At 60.5% G+C, this 22,492-nt stretch carries 20 protein-coding genes and 1 tRNA gene; 10 read left to right on the forward strand and 11 right to left on the reverse strand.

Annotated features, from left to right (window positions below; translation table 11 throughout):
- Window positions 1-263: 263 nt before the first annotated feature.
- Both WH7805_RS08285 and WH7805_RS08290 read left to right on the forward strand, forming a co-directional pair.
- Window positions 264-1,166 carry an N-acetylmuramoyl-L-alanine amidase gene (locus WH7805_RS08285; RefSeq protein WP_006042603.1) on the forward strand — a complete coding sequence of 301 codons (903 nt, stop codon included), beginning with the start codon at window positions 264-266 and terminating at the stop codon, window positions 1,164-1,166.
- 28 nt (window positions 1,167-1,194) lie between these two features.
- A complete protein-coding gene (locus WH7805_RS08290; RefSeq protein ID WP_006042604.1) occupies window positions 1,195-1,650 on the forward strand; it encodes a GNAT family N-acetyltransferase in 456 nt (151 codons plus the stop codon).
- A gap of 8 nt (window positions 1,651-1,658) precedes the next feature.
- On the opposite strand, the gene WH7805_RS08295 is transcribed toward WH7805_RS08290, so the two are convergent.
- The 3 genes from WH7805_RS08295 to psbZ form a co-directional block, all read right to left on the reverse strand.
- Window positions 1,659-1,730, reverse strand: a tRNA-Gly gene (locus tag WH7805_RS08295).
- 64 nt (window positions 1,731-1,794) lie between these two features.
- Window positions 1,795-2,289, reverse strand: a complete 495-nt coding sequence (gene ribH, locus WH7805_RS08300) for a 6,7-dimethyl-8-ribityllumazine synthase (RefSeq protein WP_006042605.1) — start codon at window positions 2,287-2,289, stop codon at window positions 1,795-1,797.
- Between the two features lie 53 nt (window positions 2,290-2,342).
- Complete coding sequence (psbZ, locus tag WH7805_RS08305) at window positions 2,343-2,531, reverse strand: photosystem II reaction center protein PsbZ (protein ID WP_038004565.1); 189 nt, start codon at window positions 2,529-2,531, stop codon at window positions 2,343-2,345.
- A 157-nt stretch (window positions 2,532-2,688) separates the two neighbouring features.
- Here psbZ and mutS point away from each other — a divergent pair, with 157 nt between their 5' ends.
- Window positions 2,689-5,415 (forward strand): DNA mismatch repair protein MutS, encoded by a 2,727-nt coding sequence (mutS, locus tag WH7805_RS08310; RefSeq protein ID WP_006042607.1) that lies wholly within the window; start codon window positions 2,689-2,691, stop codon window positions 5,413-5,415.
- Here the strand turns inward: mutS and WH7805_RS08315 are convergent.
- Window positions 5,400-6,086, reverse strand: coding sequence for a precorrin-8X methylmutase (locus WH7805_RS08315; RefSeq protein ID WP_369776002.1), 687 nt, complete (start codon window positions 6,084-6,086; stop codon window positions 5,400-5,402). The two genes, mutS and WH7805_RS08315, sit on opposite strands and share 16 nt — an antisense overlap.
- Window positions 6,087-6,105: 19 nt before the next feature.
- Between WH7805_RS08315 and holA the strand changes: the two genes are divergently transcribed.
- The 3 genes from holA to WH7805_RS08330 all read left to right on the forward strand — a co-directional run bounded on the left by holA (window position 6,106) and on the right by WH7805_RS08330 (window position 9,891).
- On the forward strand, window positions 6,106-7,086 hold the full coding sequence (holA, locus tag WH7805_RS08320) for a DNA polymerase III subunit delta (RefSeq protein ID WP_006042609.1): 981 nt from the start codon (window positions 6,106-6,108) through the stop codon (window positions 7,084-7,086).
- A gap of 77 nt (window positions 7,087-7,163) precedes the next feature.
- On the forward strand, window positions 7,164-7,991 hold the full coding sequence (locus tag WH7805_RS08325; RefSeq protein ID WP_038004567.1) for an ATP-grasp fold amidoligase family protein: 828 nt from the start codon (window positions 7,164-7,166) through the stop codon (window positions 7,989-7,991).
- Window positions 7,992-8,088: 97 nt separating this feature from the next.
- On the forward strand, window positions 8,089-9,891 hold the full coding sequence (locus tag WH7805_RS08330) for an aspartate kinase (protein WP_006042611.1): 1,803 nt from the start codon (window positions 8,089-8,091) through the stop codon (window positions 9,889-9,891).
- Between the two features lie 88 nt (window positions 9,892-9,979).
- Here the strand turns inward: WH7805_RS08330 and WH7805_RS14975 are convergent, their stop codons facing one another.
- From WH7805_RS14975 to WH7805_RS08345, 4 genes are all read right to left on the reverse strand, one after another.
- A complete protein-coding gene (locus WH7805_RS14975; protein WP_232198987.1) occupies window positions 9,980-10,357 on the reverse strand; it encodes a hypothetical protein in 378 nt (125 codons plus the stop codon).
- Window positions 10,358-10,863: 506 nt separating this feature from the next.
- Window positions 10,864-12,900: an excinuclease ABC subunit UvrB gene (gene uvrB / locus WH7805_RS08335; protein ID WP_006042613.1), complete on the reverse strand. Its 2,037-nt coding sequence runs from the start codon at window positions 12,898-12,900 to the stop codon at window positions 10,864-10,866.
- An 80-nt stretch (window positions 12,901-12,980) separates the two neighbouring features.
- Window positions 12,981-13,367 (reverse strand): phage holin family protein, encoded by a 387-nt coding sequence (locus WH7805_RS08340; RefSeq protein ID WP_006042614.1) that lies wholly within the window; start codon window positions 13,365-13,367, stop codon window positions 12,981-12,983.
- Between the two features lie 62 nt (window positions 13,368-13,429).
- A complete protein-coding gene (locus tag WH7805_RS08345; RefSeq protein ID WP_006042615.1) occupies window positions 13,430-14,206 on the reverse strand; it encodes a DUF561 domain-containing protein in 777 nt (258 codons plus the stop codon).
- A gap of 75 nt (window positions 14,207-14,281) precedes the next feature.
- Here WH7805_RS08345 and tilS point away from each other — a divergent pair, with 75 nt between their 5' ends.
- Both tilS and WH7805_RS08355 read left to right on the forward strand, forming a co-directional pair.
- Window positions 14,282-15,301: a tRNA lysidine(34) synthetase TilS gene (gene tilS / locus WH7805_RS08350; RefSeq protein WP_006042616.1), complete on the forward strand. Its 1,020-nt coding sequence runs from the start codon at window positions 14,282-14,284 to the stop codon at window positions 15,299-15,301.
- Window positions 15,302-15,306: 5 nt separating this feature from the next.
- Complete coding sequence (locus WH7805_RS08355; RefSeq protein ID WP_006042617.1) at window positions 15,307-15,999, forward strand: hypothetical protein; 693 nt, start codon at window positions 15,307-15,309, stop codon at window positions 15,997-15,999.
- Between the two features lie 2 nt (window positions 16,000-16,001).
- Here WH7805_RS08355 and WH7805_RS08360 read toward each other — a convergent pair whose 3' ends face one another.
- The 3 genes from WH7805_RS08360 to WH7805_RS08370 form a co-directional block, all read right to left on the reverse strand.
- Entirely contained in the window at window positions 16,002-18,041 is a 2,040-nt protein-coding gene (locus WH7805_RS08360) for a ribonuclease J (protein WP_006042618.1), read from the reverse strand.
- Window positions 18,042-18,109: 68 nt separating this feature from the next.
- The gene (gene dapA / locus WH7805_RS08365; protein WP_006042619.1) at window positions 18,110-19,018 is read right to left on the reverse strand and encodes a 4-hydroxy-tetrahydrodipicolinate synthase; all 909 of its coding nucleotides are present in this window, start codon (window positions 19,016-19,018) and stop codon (window positions 18,110-18,112) included.
- 6 nt (window positions 19,019-19,024) lie between these two features.
- Entirely contained in the window at window positions 19,025-20,053 is a 1,029-nt protein-coding gene (locus tag WH7805_RS08370) for an aspartate-semialdehyde dehydrogenase (RefSeq protein ID WP_006042620.1), read from the reverse strand.
- 163 nt (window positions 20,054-20,216) lie between these two features.
- Between WH7805_RS08370 and tig the strand changes: the two genes are divergently transcribed.
- Window positions 20,217-21,653, forward strand: a complete 1,437-nt coding sequence (tig, locus tag WH7805_RS08375) for a trigger factor (protein ID WP_006042621.1) — start codon at window positions 20,217-20,219, stop codon at window positions 21,651-21,653.
- 46 nt (window positions 21,654-21,699) lie between these two features.
- Entirely contained in the window at window positions 21,700-22,389 is a 690-nt protein-coding gene (clpP, locus tag WH7805_RS08380) for an ATP-dependent Clp endopeptidase proteolytic subunit ClpP (protein ID WP_006042622.1), read from the forward strand.
- Window positions 22,390-22,492: the final 103 nt, after the last annotated feature.

A 22,492-nucleotide genomic window follows, 5' to 3' on the forward strand; every position in this document is an offset into this window, starting at 1 on the left:
AGGCCACAGATCATCCAGCAGACATGACCACAGCCTCCATGGGTTGAAAGGATCGTCAATCAAGACTTTTGGTTCAGAAACATCTGCCTCCACCCGCTGAATGAGGCACTTGCGGGCCATGGCAACCCAGTTCCGGATTGCCATTGTCTCAGTGTGAACGTTCAGATCGACTTTCTCATCAGATCCCACACGGCAACGCTTGAGGCAAGCGTTTGAAGTTGTTGTTAAGAGTGCGTTGAACGCCAAGACCTTTGCCCAGGCCCATGGCCGCCACGATTTACCTGCACTGGACTGCCACCGGCTACGACTGGATCCGCCCTGGTCACTATCACGCGATCATCAGCGGTGATGGGCGGGTGCACAGGCTGCATGCCACCAGCGTGGATCTTCCGGCCCACACCTGGGCGCGCAACAGCAATGCCGTGGCCCTTTCTTGCGCCTGCATGGGCGGCCAGCCCGACCCCTGGACTCTGCCGCCCACGCCTGCGCAGCTCATGAGCCTCTGCGCTGAAACCGCCTCGATCGCGGCCAGCTGGGGCTGGACAGCAGCGGACATCACGGTCCAGCGGGTCATGACCCACGCCGAGGCGGCCTCCAACAAAGACGGACGCATGATGCACGACAACTACGGGCCGGTGGTCTGGGGCGGCACGGGCGAGCGCTGGGATCTGCTGCAGTTAGCCAAAAACGGCCCCATTGATGGCGGTGAACAGCTTCGAGCCCGGATCCGGGCACTCATGGATGGACATTCAGTGAGCGACGCCGTCAGCGATCGTTTGGGTTTCAAAGGGGAAACCACGATCCAGGCCCGGAGCGAAGCGCTAACCGTGACGATTGACGGCGAAGGCCGATCCTGGGCCCCGGCAACCGATCTCCTGGAACGCTATGGCATCCCCTATGCCTGGAACGCCAGTGAGCGACAGATCATGATCGGCGCCTTGGATGTTGCGCCCACCTACCGGGACGACAGCGTGCAAGCCTCGGTGGGCTGGCCCCTATTCACCATGACCCTGCAATCGGGCAATGCACCGGTGATCCTCACAGGCATCGTGCGGCCATCGGAATCAGGGGATCGGGCCTGGTGCCGGGTGCTGGAGTTCGCCGAAGAGTTCGGCATCTCCATTCACTACAACCCGTTCACGCTGCTGGAGCGGCGGGGCGGCTGAAGGCCGAACTGCATCAGAGGATGACCGAATGACCCGCTACCGCCTGGTGGAACATGCGTCCGGAGCACCTGGGCTGCGATGGTTCGGAATGGGCCCGGATCTGAGGCCGACCCGCGGCTTACTGAAGCTGCAGCGTCTGTTTGACAAACACGCTTTCTGGGCTCAACAACGCAACCAACGGCAACTCAAACGCATGCTGGCGGGCAGCACGGTGGTGGTCAGCCTCTGGAGAGGCAAACGTCTCGTGGGATTCGGACGGGCAACGAGTGACGGCATTCACCGTGCGGTGCTCTGGGATGTAGTGGTGGCCGGCGACCTTCAGGGCCGTGGGCTAGGACGCCGGGTGGTGGAAGCTCTGCTCAGCACACGATCCATTCGTGGCGCAGAGCGCGTTTATCTGATGACCACCAATAGCGCGGGCTTCTATGAACAACTGGGCTTCGAAGCTGCTCAGCCGCAGAAGCTGTTGATCAGAAAACAATGATCAAGGCAAGCGGATGAAGAGATTCGAACTCTCGACCCTCTCCTTGGCAAGGAGATGCTCTACCACTGAGCTACATCCGCATGTCAGTCGCGTGGGATGTGTCCCTTGCGACCTGGCAAGCATGCACTACAAGGGGGCCCTGGGTCAATCCACTGACAACGAGGTGGGCAGAGTCTTCATCAAGGACCCCATTTCCAGGGCCTGCAAGCCATAACTCCAGCCCAGATTGCTCTTGATGCCCGCCCGCTCAAGCGCCTGTTGCATGGTGTCGGTGGTCAGCACTCCGAAAATCACCGGCACACCAGTGTCCCGCGCCACAGCCGCAATCCCTTTGCTGGCCTCCGAAACCACGACATCGAAATGTGGAGTATCTCCGCGGATCACAGCACCCAGGGTGACCACCACTTGATAGCGCCCACTCCGCGCCAGTTGCTGCGCCACCAAGGGCAACTCGAACGACCCCGGCACCCAGGCCACATCCAATTGCTCACTGTCAGCAGCCGTATTCACGCCATGCCGACCGAGACAGTCCAAGCAACCACTTAACAATTTGCCAGTGACAAGGTCATTGAATCGAGCGATCACGACTGCGATGCGCAGTCCTTGCACATCAGTGAAACGCCCTTCAAAAGTGGCCATGGAGTGGCAGTCGGCTCATTCAATGCTCCCACTGAGCGTGACCGCCAGCAGGTTCAGACCACGAAGAAGCTCATGCCCCAGTTCACTAAAACCAAAGCCACCCAGACAATGCCACCCAAAAGGATCAGACGATTGGAGCGGCCGCTGTCCTCATTGGAGGCATAAAGCACAGGAACGGCCACAATCAGGGCAAACGACATCACCACCAGCGCCAGAACGGTGAGTGTGTTGAGGATCTGCATGGGGTTTCGGTCGACGCCTGGTCGGTTGGCCAGATTCTCCCACGACGATGACACCCCTGTTCACGATCACTGCACCAACCTTCACAGCCTGTGGTGATCCACGCGGCGACAGGACCAACCGACCATCGGTACGATCCCGAGCAGGGTGAATCGTCCGATGCCGCGCTCCGCTGCCCAATCCGAAGCGCAAACCCTTCAGGGAAGTCTGTTCGGAGCTCCTGAATCCGCCGAGACATCAAAAAGGCGTTCGGTGCCGTCCGCTGCAACCGAGCTGGATGACCTGACGGATGCCAGCCTCAGCGCCGATGCCGCCGCCCGGCCCCGGCAACGCCAGGAGCGCGATGCGTTCACCAACGCTGGAAACGAACAAGACGCAGATGGCTCGGATCCAGACGACAACGGCGATGAACCGGCCTGGGCCCACCACAACCAAGTGGATCTGGCCCAGCTCACGCCGATGCTGCGCCACTACGTAGAGCTCAAAATTGAGCATCCCGAGCGCGTTCTGCTCTACCGCCTCGGTGACTTCTTCGAGTGCTTCTTTGAGGATGCTGTTGAGCTCTCACGGGTTCTGGAGCTCACCCTCACCGGCAAAGAAGGGGGCAAAGCGATCGGCCGCGTGCCCATGGCCGGCATTCCCCATCACGCCGCTGAGCGCTACTGCGCCGACCTGATCCGACGCGGCTATTCGGTGGCCCTCTGCGATCAGCTCGAAACAACCCCCAGCAAGGGTGCCCTGCTCAAACGCGGCATCACCCGCGTGCTCACTCCCGGCACGGTGCTGGAAGAAGGCATGCTCAGCGCCCGCCGTAACAATTGGCTGGCCGCCGTGGTGGTGGAGCCCTCCACCAGTAAAAAGCCCTTCCGTTGGGGACTGGCCAGTGCCGACGTGAGCACCGGCGATGTGCTGGTGCTGGAGCGCAGCGGCAGCGATGCCCTTCACCAGCAGCTGGCCCAGCTCGAAGCATCTGAACTGCTTTGGGCCGCTGAGGACGACACCGAGCCAGCGCGACCGGCCTGGTGCCCCGATCGCCTGCGGCTCAGCCCCATGGCCCGCACCCCCTTTAGCGCTCCCGAGGCGGAACAGACCCTCAAGGCGCACTACAAACTGACGAGCCTTGATGGCCTGGGCCTGCCGGAGCTACCCCTGGCCCTACGGGCTTTCGGAGGGTTGCTGCAGTACGTCAACGACACCCAGCCCCTGGAAGACAACGCCCGTGTACCTCTGGATGTACCCAGGATCGTGCACAGCGGCGAGACCCTGGTGCTCGACGCCCAGACCCGCCGCAACCTGGAGCTCACAGCCACCCAGCGGGACGGACAGCTGCAGGGATCGTTGCTTTGGGCCATCGACCAGACCCTCACGGCCATGGGCGGCCGCTGCCTGCGCCGCTGGCTGGAGGCGCCACTGATGGACCTCACCGCCATCCAACAGCGCCAGGCGGTGGTGAGCCTGCTGGTGGATCAGCGTTCTCTGCGCCAGGTGCTGCGCCGCCTGCTGCGCCCCATGGGCGATCTGGAGCGCCTGGCAGGCCGGGCCGGTGCAGGCCATGCCGGTGCCCGCGATCTGGTGGCCATCGCCGATGGCCTCGAGCGGCTCCCCCAACTAACGGCCCGCCTGCAAAGCAAGCTGACGCACTGGCCCGAGGAGCTCACAGCTCTGCATCAGCCTGAACCAGCTCTAGTCGAGCTGGCCGCTGACATCCGCCAGACCCTCATCGCCGCCCCTCCCCTCTCACTCAGCGAAGGCGGCCTGATCCACGACGGCGTCGACCCCCTGCTCGATGGCCTGCGCAACCAACTCGACGATCAGAACGCCTGGCTGGCCGAGCAGGAGCGTCTGGAGCGTGAGCGCAGCGGCAACAACAACCTGCGCCTGCAGTACCACCGCACCTTCGGTTACTTCCTGGCGGTCAGCAAAGCCAAGGCTTCATCGGTGCCGAACCATTGGATCCGCCGCCAGACCCTGGCCAATGAGGAGCGCTTCATCACCCCAGAACTGAAAGAGCGGGAAGGACGCATCTTTCAACTGCGAGCTCGGGCCTGCCAGCGGGAATACGAATTCTTCTGTGGCCTGCGTGAGCAGGTGGGGGCGATGGCCGCACCGATCCGCCAAGCGGCCCGAGCAATAGCCAGTCTCGACGCCCTCACCTCGCTGGCAGAGTCCGCCGCCACAGGCGGCTGGTGCGCCCCAGTGCTCAGTGACAATCGCCAATTGGAGATCCGCGCAGGTCGTCATCCGGTAGTGGAACAGCTGCTGGTTGAGTCCGCCTTCACCCCCAACGACCTCGCCCTGGGCAATGGCACTGATCTGATCGTGCTCACCGGCCCCAATGCAAGCGGCAAGAGCTGCTATCTACGCCAGATCGGTGTCATTCAGCTGCTGGCCCAGATCGGCAGCTGGGTGCCTGCCGCCTCAGCCGCCATCGGCCTGACCGATCGCATCTTCACCCGGGTGGGCGCCGTGGATGATCTCGCTGCGGGCCAGTCCACCTTCATGGTGGAAATGGCGGAAACCGCCAACATCCTGCACCACGCCAGCGAACGCTCCCTGGTGCTGCTCGATGAGATCGGCCGGGGTACGGCCACCTTCGATGGCCTTTCCATCGCCTGGGCCGTGAGCGAACACCTGGCCGGCGATCTCAAAGCCCGCACCGTGTTTGCCACCCATTACCACGAGCTCAACAACCTGGCCGCAGAGCGCTCCAACGTGGCCAACTTCCAGGTCATGGTGCAGGAAACCGGCGCCGATCTGGTGTTCTTGCATCAAGTGCAGGCTGGCGGAGCCAGCCGCAGCTACGGCATCGAAGCCGCGCGCCTCGCCGGCGTGCCCGCACCCGTGGTGCAACGCGCTCGGCAGGTGCTCGATCAGCTGGCGGCCTGAGCGGCCCGCAGCAATGCATTCACGGCTGCAGCCACCAAACCGGCGCCGCCACGGGTGCCCTCTAAGCGGATCTGGGCCAGACCACTAACGGCCAGGCGTCGTTTGCTTTCCGGCACTCCCACAAACCCCACCGGCATGCCGATCACCAGCGAAGGGGTATCGGCCCCTGCCTGCACCTGATCGAGCAGCTGCTCCAACGCGGTGGGGGCACTGCCCACCAGCACCAACGGCAGGGCAGAGCCGGATGCGCGAGCCGCTGCGCTGAGTTCAGGCCAGGCTCTTTGCATCGCCGCTGCTGATCGAGTGGATCCCTGCGGCGCGAGCGGCGGAGCCCAGTCGAGCAGGCAATGCACTGCGTTGCCCAGGGTTCGGGCCGCCATCGGTGACACCGCCGCCGCGGCCATGGCCGTGTCCGTGAGAATCACAGCCTTACCCGTAAGCGCCTCCACACCGCAAGCGCAGGCGCCATCACTGAACTGAAGCAGGGACATCAGGCCGGGATCACCGCTGCTGTGCACAAGCCGCTCCAGCACCTGCTGCTCCAGGGTGTCCAAATCCGTCTCCCCCAGCAGGGCACGAATGCGCCGAATGCTTTCCGTGAAGATCGGGTGATCGGCCATGGCGGCGCTCTCCTCAGACAGGCACTGCCCACACAGGGCAGACTTCAGCATCCTCTGACGCCCCGTCACCATGCCGATCCAGCTGCTGTGGGGCGATGATTCCGCGGCATTGGAGCGGGCCATTCAGTCAGTGATCAACAGCGCGCTGGATCCGGCCTGGGCCAGCGTGAACTTGAGCAGGCTGGATGGCAGCGAGAGCGGGCAGGCCCGACAGGCTCTGGAAGAGGCACGAACGCCGCCGTTTGGCGGCGGGGCGCGGGTGGTGCTGCTACAGCGCTCACCCTTTTGCAATGCTTGCCCCAGTGAGCTGGCCGATCGCTTTGAAGCGTCCATCGACGCCATCCCCGACAGCACCCAGTTGCTGCTCTGCAACCCCACCAAACCCGATGGCCGGCTGCGCACCACCAAGGCCCTGCAGAAGCGGGTGAAGGCAGGGCAAGCCAAGGAACTCAGCTTCAAACTGCCGGCTGTCTGGGATGGCGCCGGTCAGCGGCAGCTGGTGGAGCGCACTGCTGACGAGCTCGCTCTGACCCTGGAGCCCAACGCAGTGGATGCCCTCATCGATGCCATCGGCAGCGACAGCGCCCGGCTCACAATGGAATTGCAAAAACTGGCCCTGCACGCCGAGAGCACTGGCAGCGATCGCATCAGCGCTGCAGCCGTGCAAAGCCTGATCGACGGGCTGAGCACCAATGCCCTGCAGGTGGGCGATGCCCTTCTCGCCGGCGATCCCGGGGAAGCAATCGCCCTGCTCGATGCTCTGATCGAAGGCGGCGAACCAGCCCTGCGCATCGTCGCCACCCTCTCTGGGCAGATTCGCGGCTGGCTCTGGGTACTGCTGCTGGAGCAGCAAGGAGAACGGGATGTGGCCGTGATCGCCAAGGCCGCCGGCATCGGCAATCCCAAGCGGATCTACGTGATGCGCAAGCAGCTACAGGGCCGCAGCCCGGAACGCTGCCTCAAGCTGCTCGGCCGGCTTCTGGATGTGGAAGCAGCGCTCAAACGCGGCGCTTTACCAGGCGATGCCTTCCGTGATGGGCTGCTTGGTTGAGAAACCTTTTCAGTCCAATCAAGCCTGACAAAACAATCAAAAAACTAGCAATTTTCGCAATTACCCAATAACAATCAATGAAAATGCCATCCGACTTAGCAGAAAAAGGCACACGATTCACGCTCAACCGCTACCAGCGTTTTTTCAATAGAAAATTAACAATCAAGAAGCCCATAACATTCACAGACAAAATACATCACTTCATTATAGCTGCCCATTGGCAAGACATTAAAATTGTGACCGAAATGACTGACAAAATCAATGTACGCACGTACGTTGCCTCCCAAATTGGCCCCGAATACCTCAACGAAGTAATTTGGACAAGCAGCAAAATAGACGATGCTCCGTTACAAGATTACGCCTGTGGCAATTGGATTCTCAAAACCAATCATGGCTGTGGTGGCCATCAAGTGATCAGGCAGAATAACCTGAACGAGATTCGACAAGCGATCAAGAATTTACTTACAAAAAACTACTACTTTGCCGCAGCTGAACCACAATACTTTTTTATCGAACCCAAAGCTTTTATTGAAAAACTTGTCAAAAGTGACCGCAATAAGCCTCCACTCATGTTTCGTCTTTGGTGCTTTACAGGATCAGTGGCACTCATCCAAGCAGACGATGGCAATCCAGTCAGTCCCTTCTACAATCGTCAATGGCAAGATATGCAGATCTCAAGAGTTAACGGAAAGCCCCCAGAAAGTCAGATCAAAAGACCAGAAAATTTAAACGAGCTAATTCGAATCGCAGAAAAACTAAGCAAGCCTTTCAGATTCGTGCGCGTTGATTTATACAATGAAAATGGGATAATCCGCTTCAGCGAGTTAACATTTACACCCCTTGCAGGGAATATATTTTTTAATCCAAAAATCTGGGATCTTATACTTGGCAAACTCTGGCAATAAGATCCAGTATTTCTCATTCTAAATCGCTCCGTCTTTCTAATGTCCCCGGCAGCCGACGACTCAATGAGACAATCGCCTCCGGTATGAAGCGGCAAGGATGGCTCTGCTGGTGCAGAAATTTGGCGGCACCTCCGTTGGCAGCGTTGAGCGCATTCAGGCCGTTGCCCAGCGCATCGCCGCCTGCAAGGAAGACGGCAATGACCTCGTGATCGTGGTGTCGGCCATGGGCCACACCACCGATGAACTCACCGCCAAAGCTCGTGCCATCAACAGCAACCCGCCCCAGCGGGAGATGGACATGCTGCTGGCCACTGGCGAACAGGTGTCCATCGCCCTGCTGTCGATGGCTCTGCACGCCCTAGGCGTGCCAGCGGTCTCGATGACCGGCTCCCAGGTCGGCATCGTCACCGAGTCAGCCCATGGCCGGGCCCGCATCCTCGATGTACGCACCGACCGTCTGCGCAGCCGCCTGGCCGAAGGGCAGGTGGTGGTGGTGGCCGGCTTTCAGGGCACCAGCCTGAGCAGTGGCGGCACCGCCGAGATCACCACCCTGGGCCGCGGTGGCTCAGACACCTCGGCGGTAGCCCTGGCGGCAGCCCTCGGCGCCGACGCCTGTGAGATCTACACCGATGTACCCGGAGTCCTCACCACCGACCCGCGCAAGGTGGTGGATGCTCAGCTCATGCCGGAGGTGAGCTGCGATGAAATGCTCGAGCTGGCCAGCCTCGGGGCTGCCGTCCTCCATCCCCGCGCCGTGGAGATCGCCCGAAACTATGGCGTCACCATGGTGGTGCGCTCCAGCTGGAGCGATGACGCCGGAACCACCCTGACCAGCCGCAGCGCCCAGCCCATTGGACGCGAGGGACTGGAACTGGGGCGGCCGGTGGATGGAGCCGAATTGGTAGAAGAGCAAGCGGTGCTGGCTCTTTCTCATGTGCCGGATCAACCCGGCGTGGCCGCCCAACTCTTCGAAAGCCTCTCCAAAGGCGGGGTGAATGTGGACCTGATCATCCAGTCCACCCACGAGAACAACAGCAACGACATCACTTTCACCGTGGCCGAATCCGAACTGGATAAGGCCCGCTGCATCTGCAACGCCCAGCTCCAAACCCTGGGCGGTGATCTCGTTGCAGAAGCCGGCATGAGCAAACTCAGCATCAGCGGCGCGGGGATCATGGGTCGGCCCGGCATCGCCGCCGGCCTGTTCCAGACCTTGTCACGGGTCGGCATCAATCTGCGTTTAATCGCCACCAGCGAAGTGAAGGTGAGCTGCGTGATCGAGGCATCCGCCGGTGCTAAGGCCCTGCAAGCCACCCAGGAAGCGTTCGAACTCGACAGCGCTCTGATCAGCCTTAATCCCCTGCCCAGCGGCGAGGGCGAACCGGAAGTGCGTGGTGTGGCCTTGGACAGGGATCAGGCCCAGGTGAGCGTGCGACACGTGCCTAACAAACCCGGCACCGCCGGTGCTCTCTGCCATGCCTTGGCGGACGCAGGCATCAGCCTCGATGGCATCGTGCAGTCGGAGCGACAGCACGCCGATGGCAGCCGCGACATCAGCTTCACGCTCAAGCGTGACGACCGCGCAGCCGCCGATCGCGCCCTGAGAGGCCTGCTGGCCCAATGGCCCGGAGCACTGCTGGAGGATGGTCCCGCCATTGCCCGCGTCAGCGCCGTGGGTGCGGGGATGCCGGCAACGGCCGGCACCGCTGGACGCATGTTCCGCTATCTGGCGGACGCGGGGCTGAACATTGAGATGATCGCCACCAGCGAAATTCGCACCAGTTGCGTTGTGGCTGAGTCCGACGGCATTGCCGCCCTTCGGGCTGTCCATACCGGATTCCAGCTGGGTGGATCAACCCACCACGAAGCCCAGGGAACGGAATCACCTCTGGAGAAATAACTTTTAGAGGCTCAAAAAATCGACCAAGTTCACGATTAAAGCCTGCAGTCGATCATTAAGACGACCCGATTTGGCTGATGACTAATGACTAATTACTGAGGCTTGCAATCTTTACTTGAGCCTGATCCAAAAGGTAAGACGCCGTATGAGACTTCTCAGCAAGCAATGAGCGATGATAGTCAGAACAGTAATCCTGCACTTTATCAAGCGAAGTATTTGAAGACGACAGGCTTGATACATTCCGCTGCTCTGATTCCAATGGAAAATCCTCTTGCCAATCAGACTTCAAATTTAAGAAGCTTAACCGACCAGAGCTTGCATATGCATAAAAATCATTATTCAATGTTGACGTCCTAATAACAACCTCCGGCAAAAAAGGATTCAAAGCTTTAGCTATAGAATCGTAAGACAAATTGCCTGAAATTGTTCCATTAAATTCGGGCAGCTTCTCCGCAGGAACTAGCATTGTTAGTATTCTAGAAGTATAAACATCGCACGAAAATGGTAAACGCGTATTTTGGTTTGACGCGGGACTGATTAAATTATGAGAGAGGGTGAAATCAAGAAAATACGAGAAACTATCTTTTGACTTTGAACCGTAAGCGAGACTAGCAGACTTGGGATGTAGTTTCGTGAACGATCGGAAAAACTTGCCGCATCCATCCAATCCATAAGACCAAAGCGAAAAATACCACAAAAAGGGTTGTCGAATTGTCAGAATTTTTGGGGTACTATCAACAACTTTTGGGCGTGAGTGCTTTTTTTCTTTCACAAATTTTGCACCCTCGCATATTCTTCGTAGCTTACGAGTCAGAAAAGAGCATCCGGTTTTTTCTAAATCTAAGTAAGTCCAATCAGCTGTTCTAAGCATAGAAATACGTAATTACCAGTCAGACTTTAAACGTCCAACACACCTCGACGCAAACCCCCAAAATCAAGATTCGATTAAACACCTCCGCAACAAAATGTTGTTTAATTTTGACCCACCAGCTTCTGACGCAGCCGCTTGATGCGATCCCGCAAGTTCGCCGCCTCTTCGAAGTCGAGCTTCTTGGCTGCGTCCTTCATCTTCAGCTCCAACTGATCGATCAGCTCCGGTAAGGCATCCAAAGTCATGCCATCGGCATCGTCCTCAAGAGCTTCCACCGCCTTGCTGGCCACCTTCACTAGATCGGCATCCGGGCCGTCAGTCTTGAGCTTGCGGCTCAGCTCCAAGAAACTGAGGATCGAATTACTGGCCTTCTTGCCCGCAGCCGTCGGCACAATGCCGTGCTTCTCGTTGTAGGCCTGCTGGATGCTGCGTCGGCGCTCGGTTTCGCTGATCGCCTTGGCCATCGAATCAGTGAGATTGTCTCCGTAAAGCAGCGCCTTACCCTCCACGTGGCGCGCCGCCCGGCCGATGGTCTGAATTAACGACCGCTCAGCCCGCAAAAAGCCCTCCTTATCCGCATCGAGAATCGCCACCAGACTCACTTCCGGTAGGTCCAGGCCCTCCCGCAACAGGTTCACCCCCACCAGCACGTCGTATTCACCCAAACGCAGGTCCTGGATGATCTCGATGCGCTCGATGGAGTGAATCTCCGAGTGCAGATAGCGCACCCGCACGTCGTTCTCCGCCAAATAGTCGGTGAGATCCTCCGCCATCCGCTTGGTGAGGGTCGTCACCAGCACCCGTTGCTGTTTGCTGGCCCGGTCACGGATCTCCCCGAGCAGATCATCCACCTGGCCGTTAGTGGGCCGCACCTCCACGATCGGATCGAGCACGCCGGTGGGCCGGATCACCTGCTGAGCCACCTCATCGCCGCTTACCTCCAACTCCCAGTTCCCCGGCGTAGCACTCACAAACACGGTCTGGCGTGCCTTCGTCCAAAACTCTTCCCCCTTCAACGGGCGATTATCCGCTGCACTGGGCAGGCGGAAGCCATGGTCAATCAGAACTTTCTTGCGGGCCTGGTCGCCGTTGTACATCGCCTGCAACTGGGAGCAAGTCACATGGCTTTCATCCACGATCAACAGCCAATCGTCGGGGAAATAATCAATCAGGCATTCCGGTGCTGAGCCCGGCTCACGACCGGCCAGATGGCGGGCGTAGTTCTCCACGCCATTGCAGTACCCCACTTGCCCCAGCATCTCCAGGTCGTACTTCGTGCGTTGCTCAAGCCGTTGAGCCTCCAGCAGCTTGCCCTCGGCATTCAAAAAATCCAGACGTTCGTTGAGCTCCGAGCGGATCGCCTGAACCGCAGTGTCCAGGCGGTCTTTGGGGGTCACAAAGTGTTTGGCCGGATAGATGTTGATCGTCTCCAGGCTCTGAAGAATCTCCCCGGTGGTGGGATCTACATAGCGGATCGCCTCCACCTCATCGCCAAACAGCTCCACCCGCACCAGCCGGTCTTCATAGGCGGGGCCGATTTCCAGCACATCGCCCTTCATGCGGAAGCGACCACGGGCAATTTCAGTGTCGTTGCGGCTGTACTGGTTATTAACCAGCTCCCGCAACTGACCGCGGATGTTCAGCGTCTCGCCCACCTCAAACTTCACAGCAGCCTTGAGGTATTCACTCGGTATTCCCAGCCCGTAGATGCAGCTGATCGAGGCCACCACAATCACATCGCGCCGTTCAAACAACGACCGCGTTGCCGAGTGGCGCAGCATATCGATCTCTTCATTGATCGATGCCGTTTTGGCGATATAGGTGTCGCTCACCGGAACGTAAGCCTCCGGCTGGTAGTAGTCGTAGTAGGAGATGAAATATTCCACGGCGTTGTGAGGGAAAAACTCCCTCAACTCGTTGCAGAGCTGGGCCGCCAGGGTTTTGTTGTGGGCCAACACCAGTGCCGGCCGGCCGGTTTGGGCAATCACATTGGCCATCGTGAACGTTTTGCCCGTGCCCGTCGCGCCCAGCAGAGTCTGATAACGCTGCCCGTCATTCACCCTCGCCACCAGCTGCTTGATCGCCGTCGGCTGATCACCCTTGGGGCTGTAGGGAGCTGTGAGGTCGAAGGCGGGCATGGTCCTTGCGTCAGTCGCCCGGAATGGCCAACCACCTTACGGAGAACTGCCTTGGCTTCGAGAAAGCGGGCAGCAGAAACCTACGCACCAGGCCCCAACAAAGCCCGCACCGCCACGGTGCCGATCAGGCTGTACACCCCAGCGCCGAGAAGGGCACTGAAGAATCCGCGCTTGAGGGTGAATCCATCGATCAGCCAACTCGCCAGGGCGAACAGGATGGTGGCGATCAACCAGTTGAACAGGAACGACACAGGAAAAATCAAACCGCCCAGGGACGTCACCACCCACAGCGGCCCCAGCAGCAGTTTCAAGGGCAGGATCAGCAACGTCCCCAGCAAGCCGATCAGCACTGCGGCCCACAACGCTGTGCCGAAATTGGCCACTTCAACACCGAGAGGCAGAGCTGCCACCACCAGCAGCACCACAGCTCTCACGGGCCATTGGAGCAGCCAGGCGAGGGTTCCCATACCGAATGGATTGATCAGAGTTTCAACCTAGAAACCCTCGCCCGAGCTGCCAAGGGCATGAATCACACGCGACTTGTGGCCGGGCTCGCAGTGAGAGCCTCACGCAGACTGCGCACCACAGCCACCATCGCCAACTCATCGCTGAGGCGATTCACCGCCGACCCCACACCCACACCGGAAGCACCGGCAGCAATAGCCATCGACACGGTGACGGCCGACAGTCCAGACGCGCAGAGCACAGGTGCACGCAGACCGGCCTGTTGCAAGGCGGCGCTAATGCTGTGGGCAGCAGCCAGGGTGGGTGCGGCCTTTTCAATCAAGCCAAGGCTGCCGGCACTGAAGGGCTTGGCGCTGGTACCGCCTTCGGTTTGGATCAGATCTGCGCCGGCGGCTACCAGCTCCACTGCCAGCTGTTCCTGCTGATCCATCGGCAGGATGTGGGGCACCGTCACGCTCATCACGACATCTGGAAGCAGGGCGCGGGTGCGGCGGGTGAGCTCCAGAACCTCCTCGGCACCGAAGACCCGACCCTTGGGATAGAAGGCGTCGTAATTGCCGATTTCCACCATCGCCGCACCGGCGGCCACTGCAGCCGGGAACTGCTCAGGTTCCACCGATGACACACACACCGGCACGCCACCAGACACCTCCAATGCCAGCGCCACCAGCTCTGGATCACAGGCCACATCGATCAGATCAGCCCCGCCCAGCCCCGCGGCGCGGGACACGCGGGCCACCGAGGCCGCATCAAAGTTCATCAAGCCAGCGATCACTTTGAGCGTGGACCGCTGGTCCAGGCTGCGGCGAAGAGCGGCAGACAGCAGTGAAAGGCGGGTCATCCAGCTGAATGATCAGATTCAAGCATTCTCCCACCGCATGCGCAGGCAAGATCAGAAAGCCACTGCTCCAGCCCGATGACCGCCAGCGAGCCCTGGCTGCACTGGCACGACCGGCTGCATCGCCAGCTGCTTCTGAAACCCACACTTCTGCCCCGGGGCACCACCCTGCTGCTGGCGCTGTCCGGCGGACAGGACTCGATGGCCTTGCTGGGGCTACTGCGCGATCTCAGAAAACACCACCACTGGACCCTGCAGCTCTGGCATGGCGACCATGGCTGGCATCCCGGCTCAGCGTGCGTCTCCAAGGATCTCGCCAAGTGGTGCGCACAAGAGGCCCTGCCCTTGCGGGTGAGCCGCAGCACAGCCGAAATGACCAGCGGCGAGGCGGCAGCACGCGCCTGGCGTTACAGCGAGCTCAGCCAGTACGCCCAGCAGCTGAACCAGACGTGCGCATCCAGCAACTCCTGCACGGTAGTGACTGCCCACACCGCCAGCGACCGTGCCGAGACCCTGCTGATGCAGCTCAGCCGCGGCACAGATTTGGCAGGCCTGGGCAGCCTGCGTCAGAGCAGACCATTGCAGGCCAACGCCAGCAACGGCCCTCGGCTGGTGAGACCCCTACTCGATTTCACCCGGGAAGAAACAGCAGCGATCTGCCAAGACCTGCAACTGCCGGTCTGGCACGACCCCAGCAACAGCGATCTGCGCATCGAACGCAACCGCATCCGCCTGGAGCTGCTGCCCGTGCTCGAGTCCCTTCATGCCGGCTGCAGCCGGCGCATGGCCCTGCTGAGCGAACGGATCTCCCAGGTGCACGACACCCAAAACGCCCTGGTGGATCTGAGCCTGCAGAGCATCAACAGCCCCGGCAACGGGCTGCAACGTCCTCCATTGCAGGCTCTGGCTCCTGATCCCAGGCGCACTCTGCTGCAACGCTGGCTTCAGCAGAGGGGAGTGCGATCTCTTCAAGCACGGCAGCTGGAGGAACTCAGCCGCGCCATCGGGCCCCAGCAGCCGCCTGGAGAACGCCATCTTTCCAGCGGCCATCGCCTGCACTGGTGCCGGAACTGGGTACAACTAAACAACAGAGATTAAACAGCGTGGACGCCGACTTTCAGACGCGCTATGTGGCGGCCGAGCAGGCTTACGGAGCTGGAGATTTTCAGACGGCCCAGGCCATCACCAGCGAATTGATGGCAGAGCTGGAGCCGCTGATTGAGGCAGCTGAGGAACGAGATGCGGCGCTGGCCTGGCAAGCCTTCGTGGCCCTGCTCGCGGGCCATATCCAGCTCTATGGCCTGCAGCAAACGGATCAGGCCCGCGCTTTTTACAACCTGGTGCTTAACAGCCATCCCCCCGACACACTTCAGGAATTAGCGGAGCAGGGGCTCGAGCGCCTAGCGGAACAGACCACAACGCAGACAATTCAAACTGCGGAATCGGAGACGGCTCAAACCTCACTGATCAGAGACCCCTTTCTGTCAGCACCATCGGATCTGACAAATGCACCGGATTTCCAAGCGCAGACAACTGCCACACCCTGGCTCGACACCAGCTCACCTGACGTCAAGGGAAGAGCTCCCGACCTGATTTCTGAGCCTGGAGGCCCACCACTCTCTCTCCCTGAGGAAGAAAAACATCTGGAAGAGAAAATTCTTGGAAAGGGAGAAAACCCCGACGAAGAAGCGATCCTTGAATCAGCGACTAACAAACCAGAATTGATCTGCAGCACGCCCACTCCAGAAGGCCTGCTGCAGAAGCTGAAAGCTGGACGCTTGCGGGTCGACCTCTGAGATCAAACCGCAGCCGAGCGGCGGCGGCGGGTGCGTCCAGCGGGCATCTCCTGATCAACGGATGCAGCGGCCGGGGCGGACACAGCTGTCGTCGCTGCAGCAGGAGCTGGTGCTGAAAGCACAGAGGTTGACGGGGATGCAGGCGTGGCAACCGGAGACTTGGCTACCCGCACGGGTGCCGTATCGCGATTACGACCACCGCCAGCTGCGGCGGCGTTGCGTCCACCACCTCCATGGCCACCGCCACCATGGCGACCTCCGCGACCGCGGGGCGCCGGACGATTGTCAGGTTCGGCATCAGCCCGGCCCTTGTACACCGGAGTGCCAGCCGGAGCCGGCTGCACCAAGCAGAGAATCAAGGGTTCCACCTGCAGCTCACGCCGCATGCGGCGACTGAGGCCCACTTCCACTTCACGCTGCACGCCCATCCAATCCACCTCGGGCGCTTTGCCGCCGGTATTGCGGGTGAGCTGCTTCCAGCGGTTCTCCAGCACCCAGTTGATTTCACGCTCGGTCCACAGCGACATCTTGCGGGCATCGGCTGTAGTCACAACACCGCGCAGATTCACCCGAGGGGGGGCCACCATCGCCCCATCGGTGCTGATCGCCGCCAGGATCGTAACGACACCGTCTTCAGCGAGCTGCTGACGCTCCTTCAGCACCCGAGCGTCGACGATGCCATTGCGCGACTGATCCAGGAGCTCGATGCCGGCCTTCACCGGATCGCCCTTGCGCAGGGAATCTGGGGTGAGTTCCACCACATCACCGTTATCGATGATCAGGGTGTTGTCTTCAGGCACACCCATGGAATGCCCGGTGCGGGCATGACGCACCAGCATGCGGTGCTCCCCGTGCACGGGCACGAAGAACTTCGGACGGGTGAGCGCCAGCATCAGCTTCTGGTCTTCCTGGAAGCCGTGGCCGGACACGTGGATGCCCTCGCCTTTGCCGTACACCACCTTGGCGCCCAGCATCATCAGTCGGTCGATGGTGTTCACCACCGAGATGGTGTTTCCAGGAATGGGGCTGGCCGAGAAAATGATTGTGTCGGAGCTCTTCACCTTCACCTGAGGGTGATCGCCGCGAGAAATCCGGCTGAGTGCAGCCAGGGGCTCACCCTGGCTGCCGGTCATCAGCAGCAGGGTTTCCCGGTCGGGCACATCGTTGATCTGCTTGATCGGCACAAACAGCTCATCGGGGGCCCGCATGTAGCCCAGCTCGCGGGCCTTAGCGATCACATTCAGCATTGAGCGGCCCAGCAGGCCCACTTTGCGGCCGTTCTTGAGCGCAAGCTCAAGAATCATCGACACCCGGTGAATCGAGCTGGCGAAGGTGGTCACGATCACCCGACCCTCGGCATCAGCAATGTGGCGATCGAGATTCGGAAACACGGAGCGTTCAGGTGGGCAGAAGCCAGGCACCTCAGCGTTGGTGGAGTCACTGAACAGACAGAGCACCCCCTGATCACCGTGGTGAGCCAGGCGCGCCAAATCGAAGTGCTCACCATCCACGGGGGTGTGATCGAACTTGAAGTCACCCGTGAAGATGATCGTGCCCACCGGGGTGCTAATGGCCAGCGAGAAGCTGTCGGCCATGGAGTGGGTGTTGCGGATGAACTCCACGGAGAAGTGCTGGCCGACTTTCACCACATCCCGCGGACCCACGGTCTGCAGGGTGGTGCGGTCGGTGACGCCTGCCTCGTCCATTTTTCCGGTGAGCATCGACAGCGCCAGGCGCGGGCCATAGATCACCGGGATGTTGAAGTGCTTGAGGTGGTGCGCGATGCCACCGATATGGTCTTCGTGACCGTGGGTCACGATCATGCCGCGGATGCGCCTCTGGTTCTCGCGCAGAAAGCTGGTGTCCGGCAGCACCACGTTCACACCATGCATGCCGTCGCTGGGGAAGGCGAGGCCGGCATCCACCAACATCAGGTCATCGCCGTACTCGAAGACGCAGGTGTTCTTGCCGATCTCATGCAGACCCCCGAGCGGAATCACGCGAAGGCAGGGTTGCTTGGCAGTGGCGGTGGAGGCGGTCATGGATTCAGTTCAGAAAAGGGAAGAAATCAATGGAGATGGCGCGCGCAGCGCTGTCAGCAGCCGTGGCGTCAGGTCGGACGCAGGGCAGCGAGGGTGTCGGAGAGGGCAGCGCGCATCGCGGGATCGAGGGGAAGAAGGGGACAACGGGGAGAACCCACCGGCCAGCCGCTCAGCTCGAGCGCTGCTTTCACCGGAATGGGATTGGTGGTGGCGAACAAAGCCTTGAACAGGGGGATCAATTGTTCGTGATGGCCGAGCGCGACAGCGGGCTGACCACTCAGATAGGCCTCCACCATGGCGCGCATCCGGCGGCCCACCAGATGGCTGGCCACACTCACCACACCCACGGCACCCACCGACAACATGGGCAACAGCAGACCGTCGTCACCGCTGTAGATCGCCAGTCGCGCACCGCAGGCCAGACGTAGCGCCGTGACTTCTTCAGTGGAGCCGCTGGCAGCCTTGAAACTGACAACGTTGCTGCAATCCATCAGGCGCGCAACGGTGGCAGGCTCGATGGAGCAACCCGTTCGACCGGGGATGTTGTAAAGCATCAGCGGAAGCTCGGGAGTGGCCTCGGCGATGGCACGGAAATGAGCCTCCAGGCCTTCCTGGGGAGGCTTGTTGTAGTAAGGCACCACAACCAGAGCCCCATCGGCACCAGCCGCAGCCGCCTCACAGGTGGCCTTTACGGCTTCCTGGGTGCAGTTACTGCCTGTGCCTGCGAGCACAGAAACCCCGGGGCCAACGGCTTGACGCACAGCCTCCAGCAACTGGACCTGTTCACCCCAGCTGAGTGTGGGGGATTCACCGGTGGTACCGCACACCACGAGACCATCCGACCCCTCATCCACAAGATGACGTGCCAGACGTCCGGCAAGGGCAAGATCCACCGCTCCCTCTGCATCGAACGGGGTCACCATGGCCGTCAGCAAACGGCCAAAGGGGGTGGGAGAGAGTTCTGCGGCAGGGCTCATAACGATTCAGGCGGGTAGCAGCAGTTCGGCGATCTGGATGGCGTTGAGAGCAGCCCCCTTGCGGATTTGATCCCCACAAAGCCAGAACTCGAGAGCCTTGGGCTCGCTGATGTCTTCACGCACACGGCCCACCATCACGGGATCTCGGCCGGCTACATCCGTGGGCATCGGGAAGCGATTTGCAGCGGAATCCTCCATCAGCTGCACCCCCGGAGCTGCAGCGAGCAGATCTCGGGCTTCCTGGACAGGGAAAGGGGCATCGAACTCCACATTCACAGCTTCCGAATGAGCCCGAAGCACGGGCACTCGCACACAGGTGGCCGTAAAGCGCAGATCCGGCAATCCCATGATCTTGCGTGTCTCGTTCACCATCTTCATTTCTTCCTCGCAGTAGCTGTTCGCCTGAAGCGGTGAATTGTGAAGAAACAGGTTGAAAGCAAGGGAATGGGGAAGCACTGCGGGGATGGGTGTCGTCCCAGCGAGCACTTGATGGGAGTGCGTCTTCAGCTCTTCCATGGCCTGGGCCCCCGCACCACTGGCGGACTGGTACGTGCTCACCACCACGCGACGCAGCGCCCGTCGGGCCGCCAGAGGTGCCAAAGCCAGGGTGAGCAGGATCGTGGTGCAGTTGGGATTGGCGATCACACCCCGATGCTTGAACGCCTCCTCCGGGTTCACTTCAGGCACCACCAGGGGGACGTCGTCATCCATGCGGAAAGCACTGGAGTTGTCCACCATCACGGCCCCTGCTGCCACGATCGCATCACGCCAATGCCGCGACACGGAACCACCGGCCGAAGCCAGCACGAGATCCACACCCTCGAAAGCGGACTCGCGGACCTCCTGAACCGTCAGATCCTGACCGTTCCACGAGCAGCGGGTTCCTGCAGAGCGGGCTGAGGCAAGCAGGCGGAGTTCCTCGACAGGGAAACGACGCTCATTCAGCAATTGGAGAAGTTCCTGACCCACTGCTCCGCTCGCACCAAGAATGGCCACCGTGAGAGGTCGATTCGGCAGTGAGGCGGCAGTGGACAAGTGGACGCGTATCGAAACAATTGAATCCAGCGATTCATCGCCGGGTGATTCAGCACCGCCTGAGCGGACTTGCAGCTTTTGCTGATCGTTCTGTCAGCTTACGCGGCAGGGCATGGTCAGGCACTTATTTAAGGTATTGGGCTGCTTGTACTGCGACCCGCCAATGAGTGCCGCCAGCCTGAAGGTCACCACCGCTTCCCGACCCGGCAGCCGCCTGGCCGTGGAGATGGCCGTTCCAGCGGAACGGAGTCAGGCAAGCTACGAGGAAGCGATCAATCGCCTGAGCCGCAGCGTGAACCTGCCCGGCTTCCGCAAGGGGAAAGTACCCCGCACGGTTCTGGTTCAGCAGCTCGGCGCCCTGCGCATCCGAGCCACAGCCCTGGAAACGTTGGTGGAAAGCATCTGGCGTGATGCCCTTGCCCAGGAAACGATCGAAGCCCTAGGCCAACCGGAACTGAGCGGCGGTTTCGAGGAGCTGCTGGACACCTTCAAGCCCGGTGAAGCCCTCACCGTGACGATGGAAACCGATGTGGCGCCGTCACCAAAGCTCAAGAGCACAAAGGGGCTGAAGGCGGAAGCGGAAAGCGTTGCCTTCGATGCCGCCAAGGTGGACGAGATGCTGGAACAGTCCCGCCGGCAACTGGCCACGGTGGTGCCTGTGGAAGGTCGCAAGGCTGAAAAGGGTGATATCGCCGTGGTGGGCTTCAAGGGCACCTACAGCGACGATGGCAGCGAGATCGAAGGCGGCAGTGCCGACTCGATGGATGTGGATCTCGAGCACGGCCGCATGATTCCCGGCTTCGTTGAAGGCGTCGTGGGGATGGCCGTGGGCGACAGCAAAACCGTGGACTGCACCTTTCCCGAGGATTACCCCAAGGAGGATGCCCGCGGCCGCAAGGCCAGCTTCGCCATCGAGCTCAAGGATCTCAAGACCCGCGAACTGCCCGAGCTGGATGACGCCTTCGCCAAGCAGGCCAGCGAACAGGAGACCCTGGCTGATCTGCGCAGCGACCTGGAGCAGCGGTTGAAAGATGACGCCGAGCGTCGCTCCCGCAGCAACCGTCACGACGCCCTCCTCGCGGCTCTGGTGGAGCAGCTCGAAGTGGAACTGCCTGAAAGCCTGATTCAACAGGAAGTGCGCAACCTTGTGGAACAGACGGCCGGCCAGTTCGCCCAACAGGGGATGGATGTGCAGTCCCTGTTCACCCCCGAATTGGTGCGCAATCTGATGGAGTCCTCCCGGCCTGAAGCCGAAGAACGCCTGCGCCGCAGCCTCGCCCTCACTGCTTTGGCTGAAAGCGAGAAGCTCAGCGTGGATGACACGGAGCTCAACACCAAGCTCAAGGAGGTGAAAGGCCAGCTCTCCGGTGAGCGAAACATCGACCCTGAACGTCTGCGTCAGGCCGTTCTCGACGATCTGCTTCAGGAGAAGCTCCTGGGATGGCTGGAAGAGAACAGCACAATCACCGAAAAAGCGGCAGAACCCGAAACAGCGGAACCCAAAGACAGCAAGCCATCAGCCGCCAAAAAAAGCGCCAGCAAAACCAAGACCAGCAAGGCAAAAACGGCAAAAGCCGACAGTGAAAACGCCGAATCCTGATCGGCGCCCATAGATTGCAAATCAAGAACAGCCCGCCAGTCGCCGCGTGATCGACGCCCTTACTTCCCATCCCATTCAGAACCGCTGGCGGGGCACTCAGCCCATGTCGGTCCATCCACAGGCTGCACCGGGTGTGCTTCCAACAGTGGTTGAACAGTCCGGCCGCGGTGACCGGGCCTTCGACATCTACTCACGCTTGTTGCGTGAGCGGATCATCTTCCTCGGCACCGGCGTCGACGATGCCGTGGCTGATGCCCTAGTGGCTCAGTTGCTCTTCCTCGAAGCAGAGGATCCTGAGAAAGACATCCAGGTGTACATCAACTCCCCAGGCGGATCGGTGACGGCCGGCTTGGCGATCTACGACACGATGCAGCAGGTGGCTCCTGATGTGGTGACCATTTGTTATGGCTTGGCCGCCTCCATGGGCGCCTTTCTCCTCTCAGGGGGTACCAAGGGCAAACGCCTGGCCTTGCCTAACGCAAGAATCATGATCCACCAGCCCATGGGAGGAGCCCAAGGGCAGGCCGTGGACATCGAAATCCAAGCCAAGGAAATTTTGTTTCTGAAAGAAACGCTCAATGGCCTAATGGCAGAGCACACGGGCCAACCGCTCGACAAAATCGCCGAAGACACTGATCGTGACTACTTTTTGTCCCCCTCCGAAGCAGTTGATTACGGCCTGATCGACAGGGTGGTGGACAGTTTGAAGGACGGAGGAATCATTACGGGGGGCTGACATTGCTCTGTTCCGCCGCGATCCTTAGTGTTCCGAGCGATGACCCATCGAACGGGTTCCCTGTACTGACTGATCTGCGAAGCGCCCGATGGCCAAATTCGAC

This window comes from Synechococcus sp. WH 7805 (assembly GCF_000153285.1).
In the GTDB taxonomy this organism is placed as follows: Bacteria; Cyanobacteriota; Cyanobacteriia; order PCC-6307; family Cyanobiaceae; genus Synechococcus_C.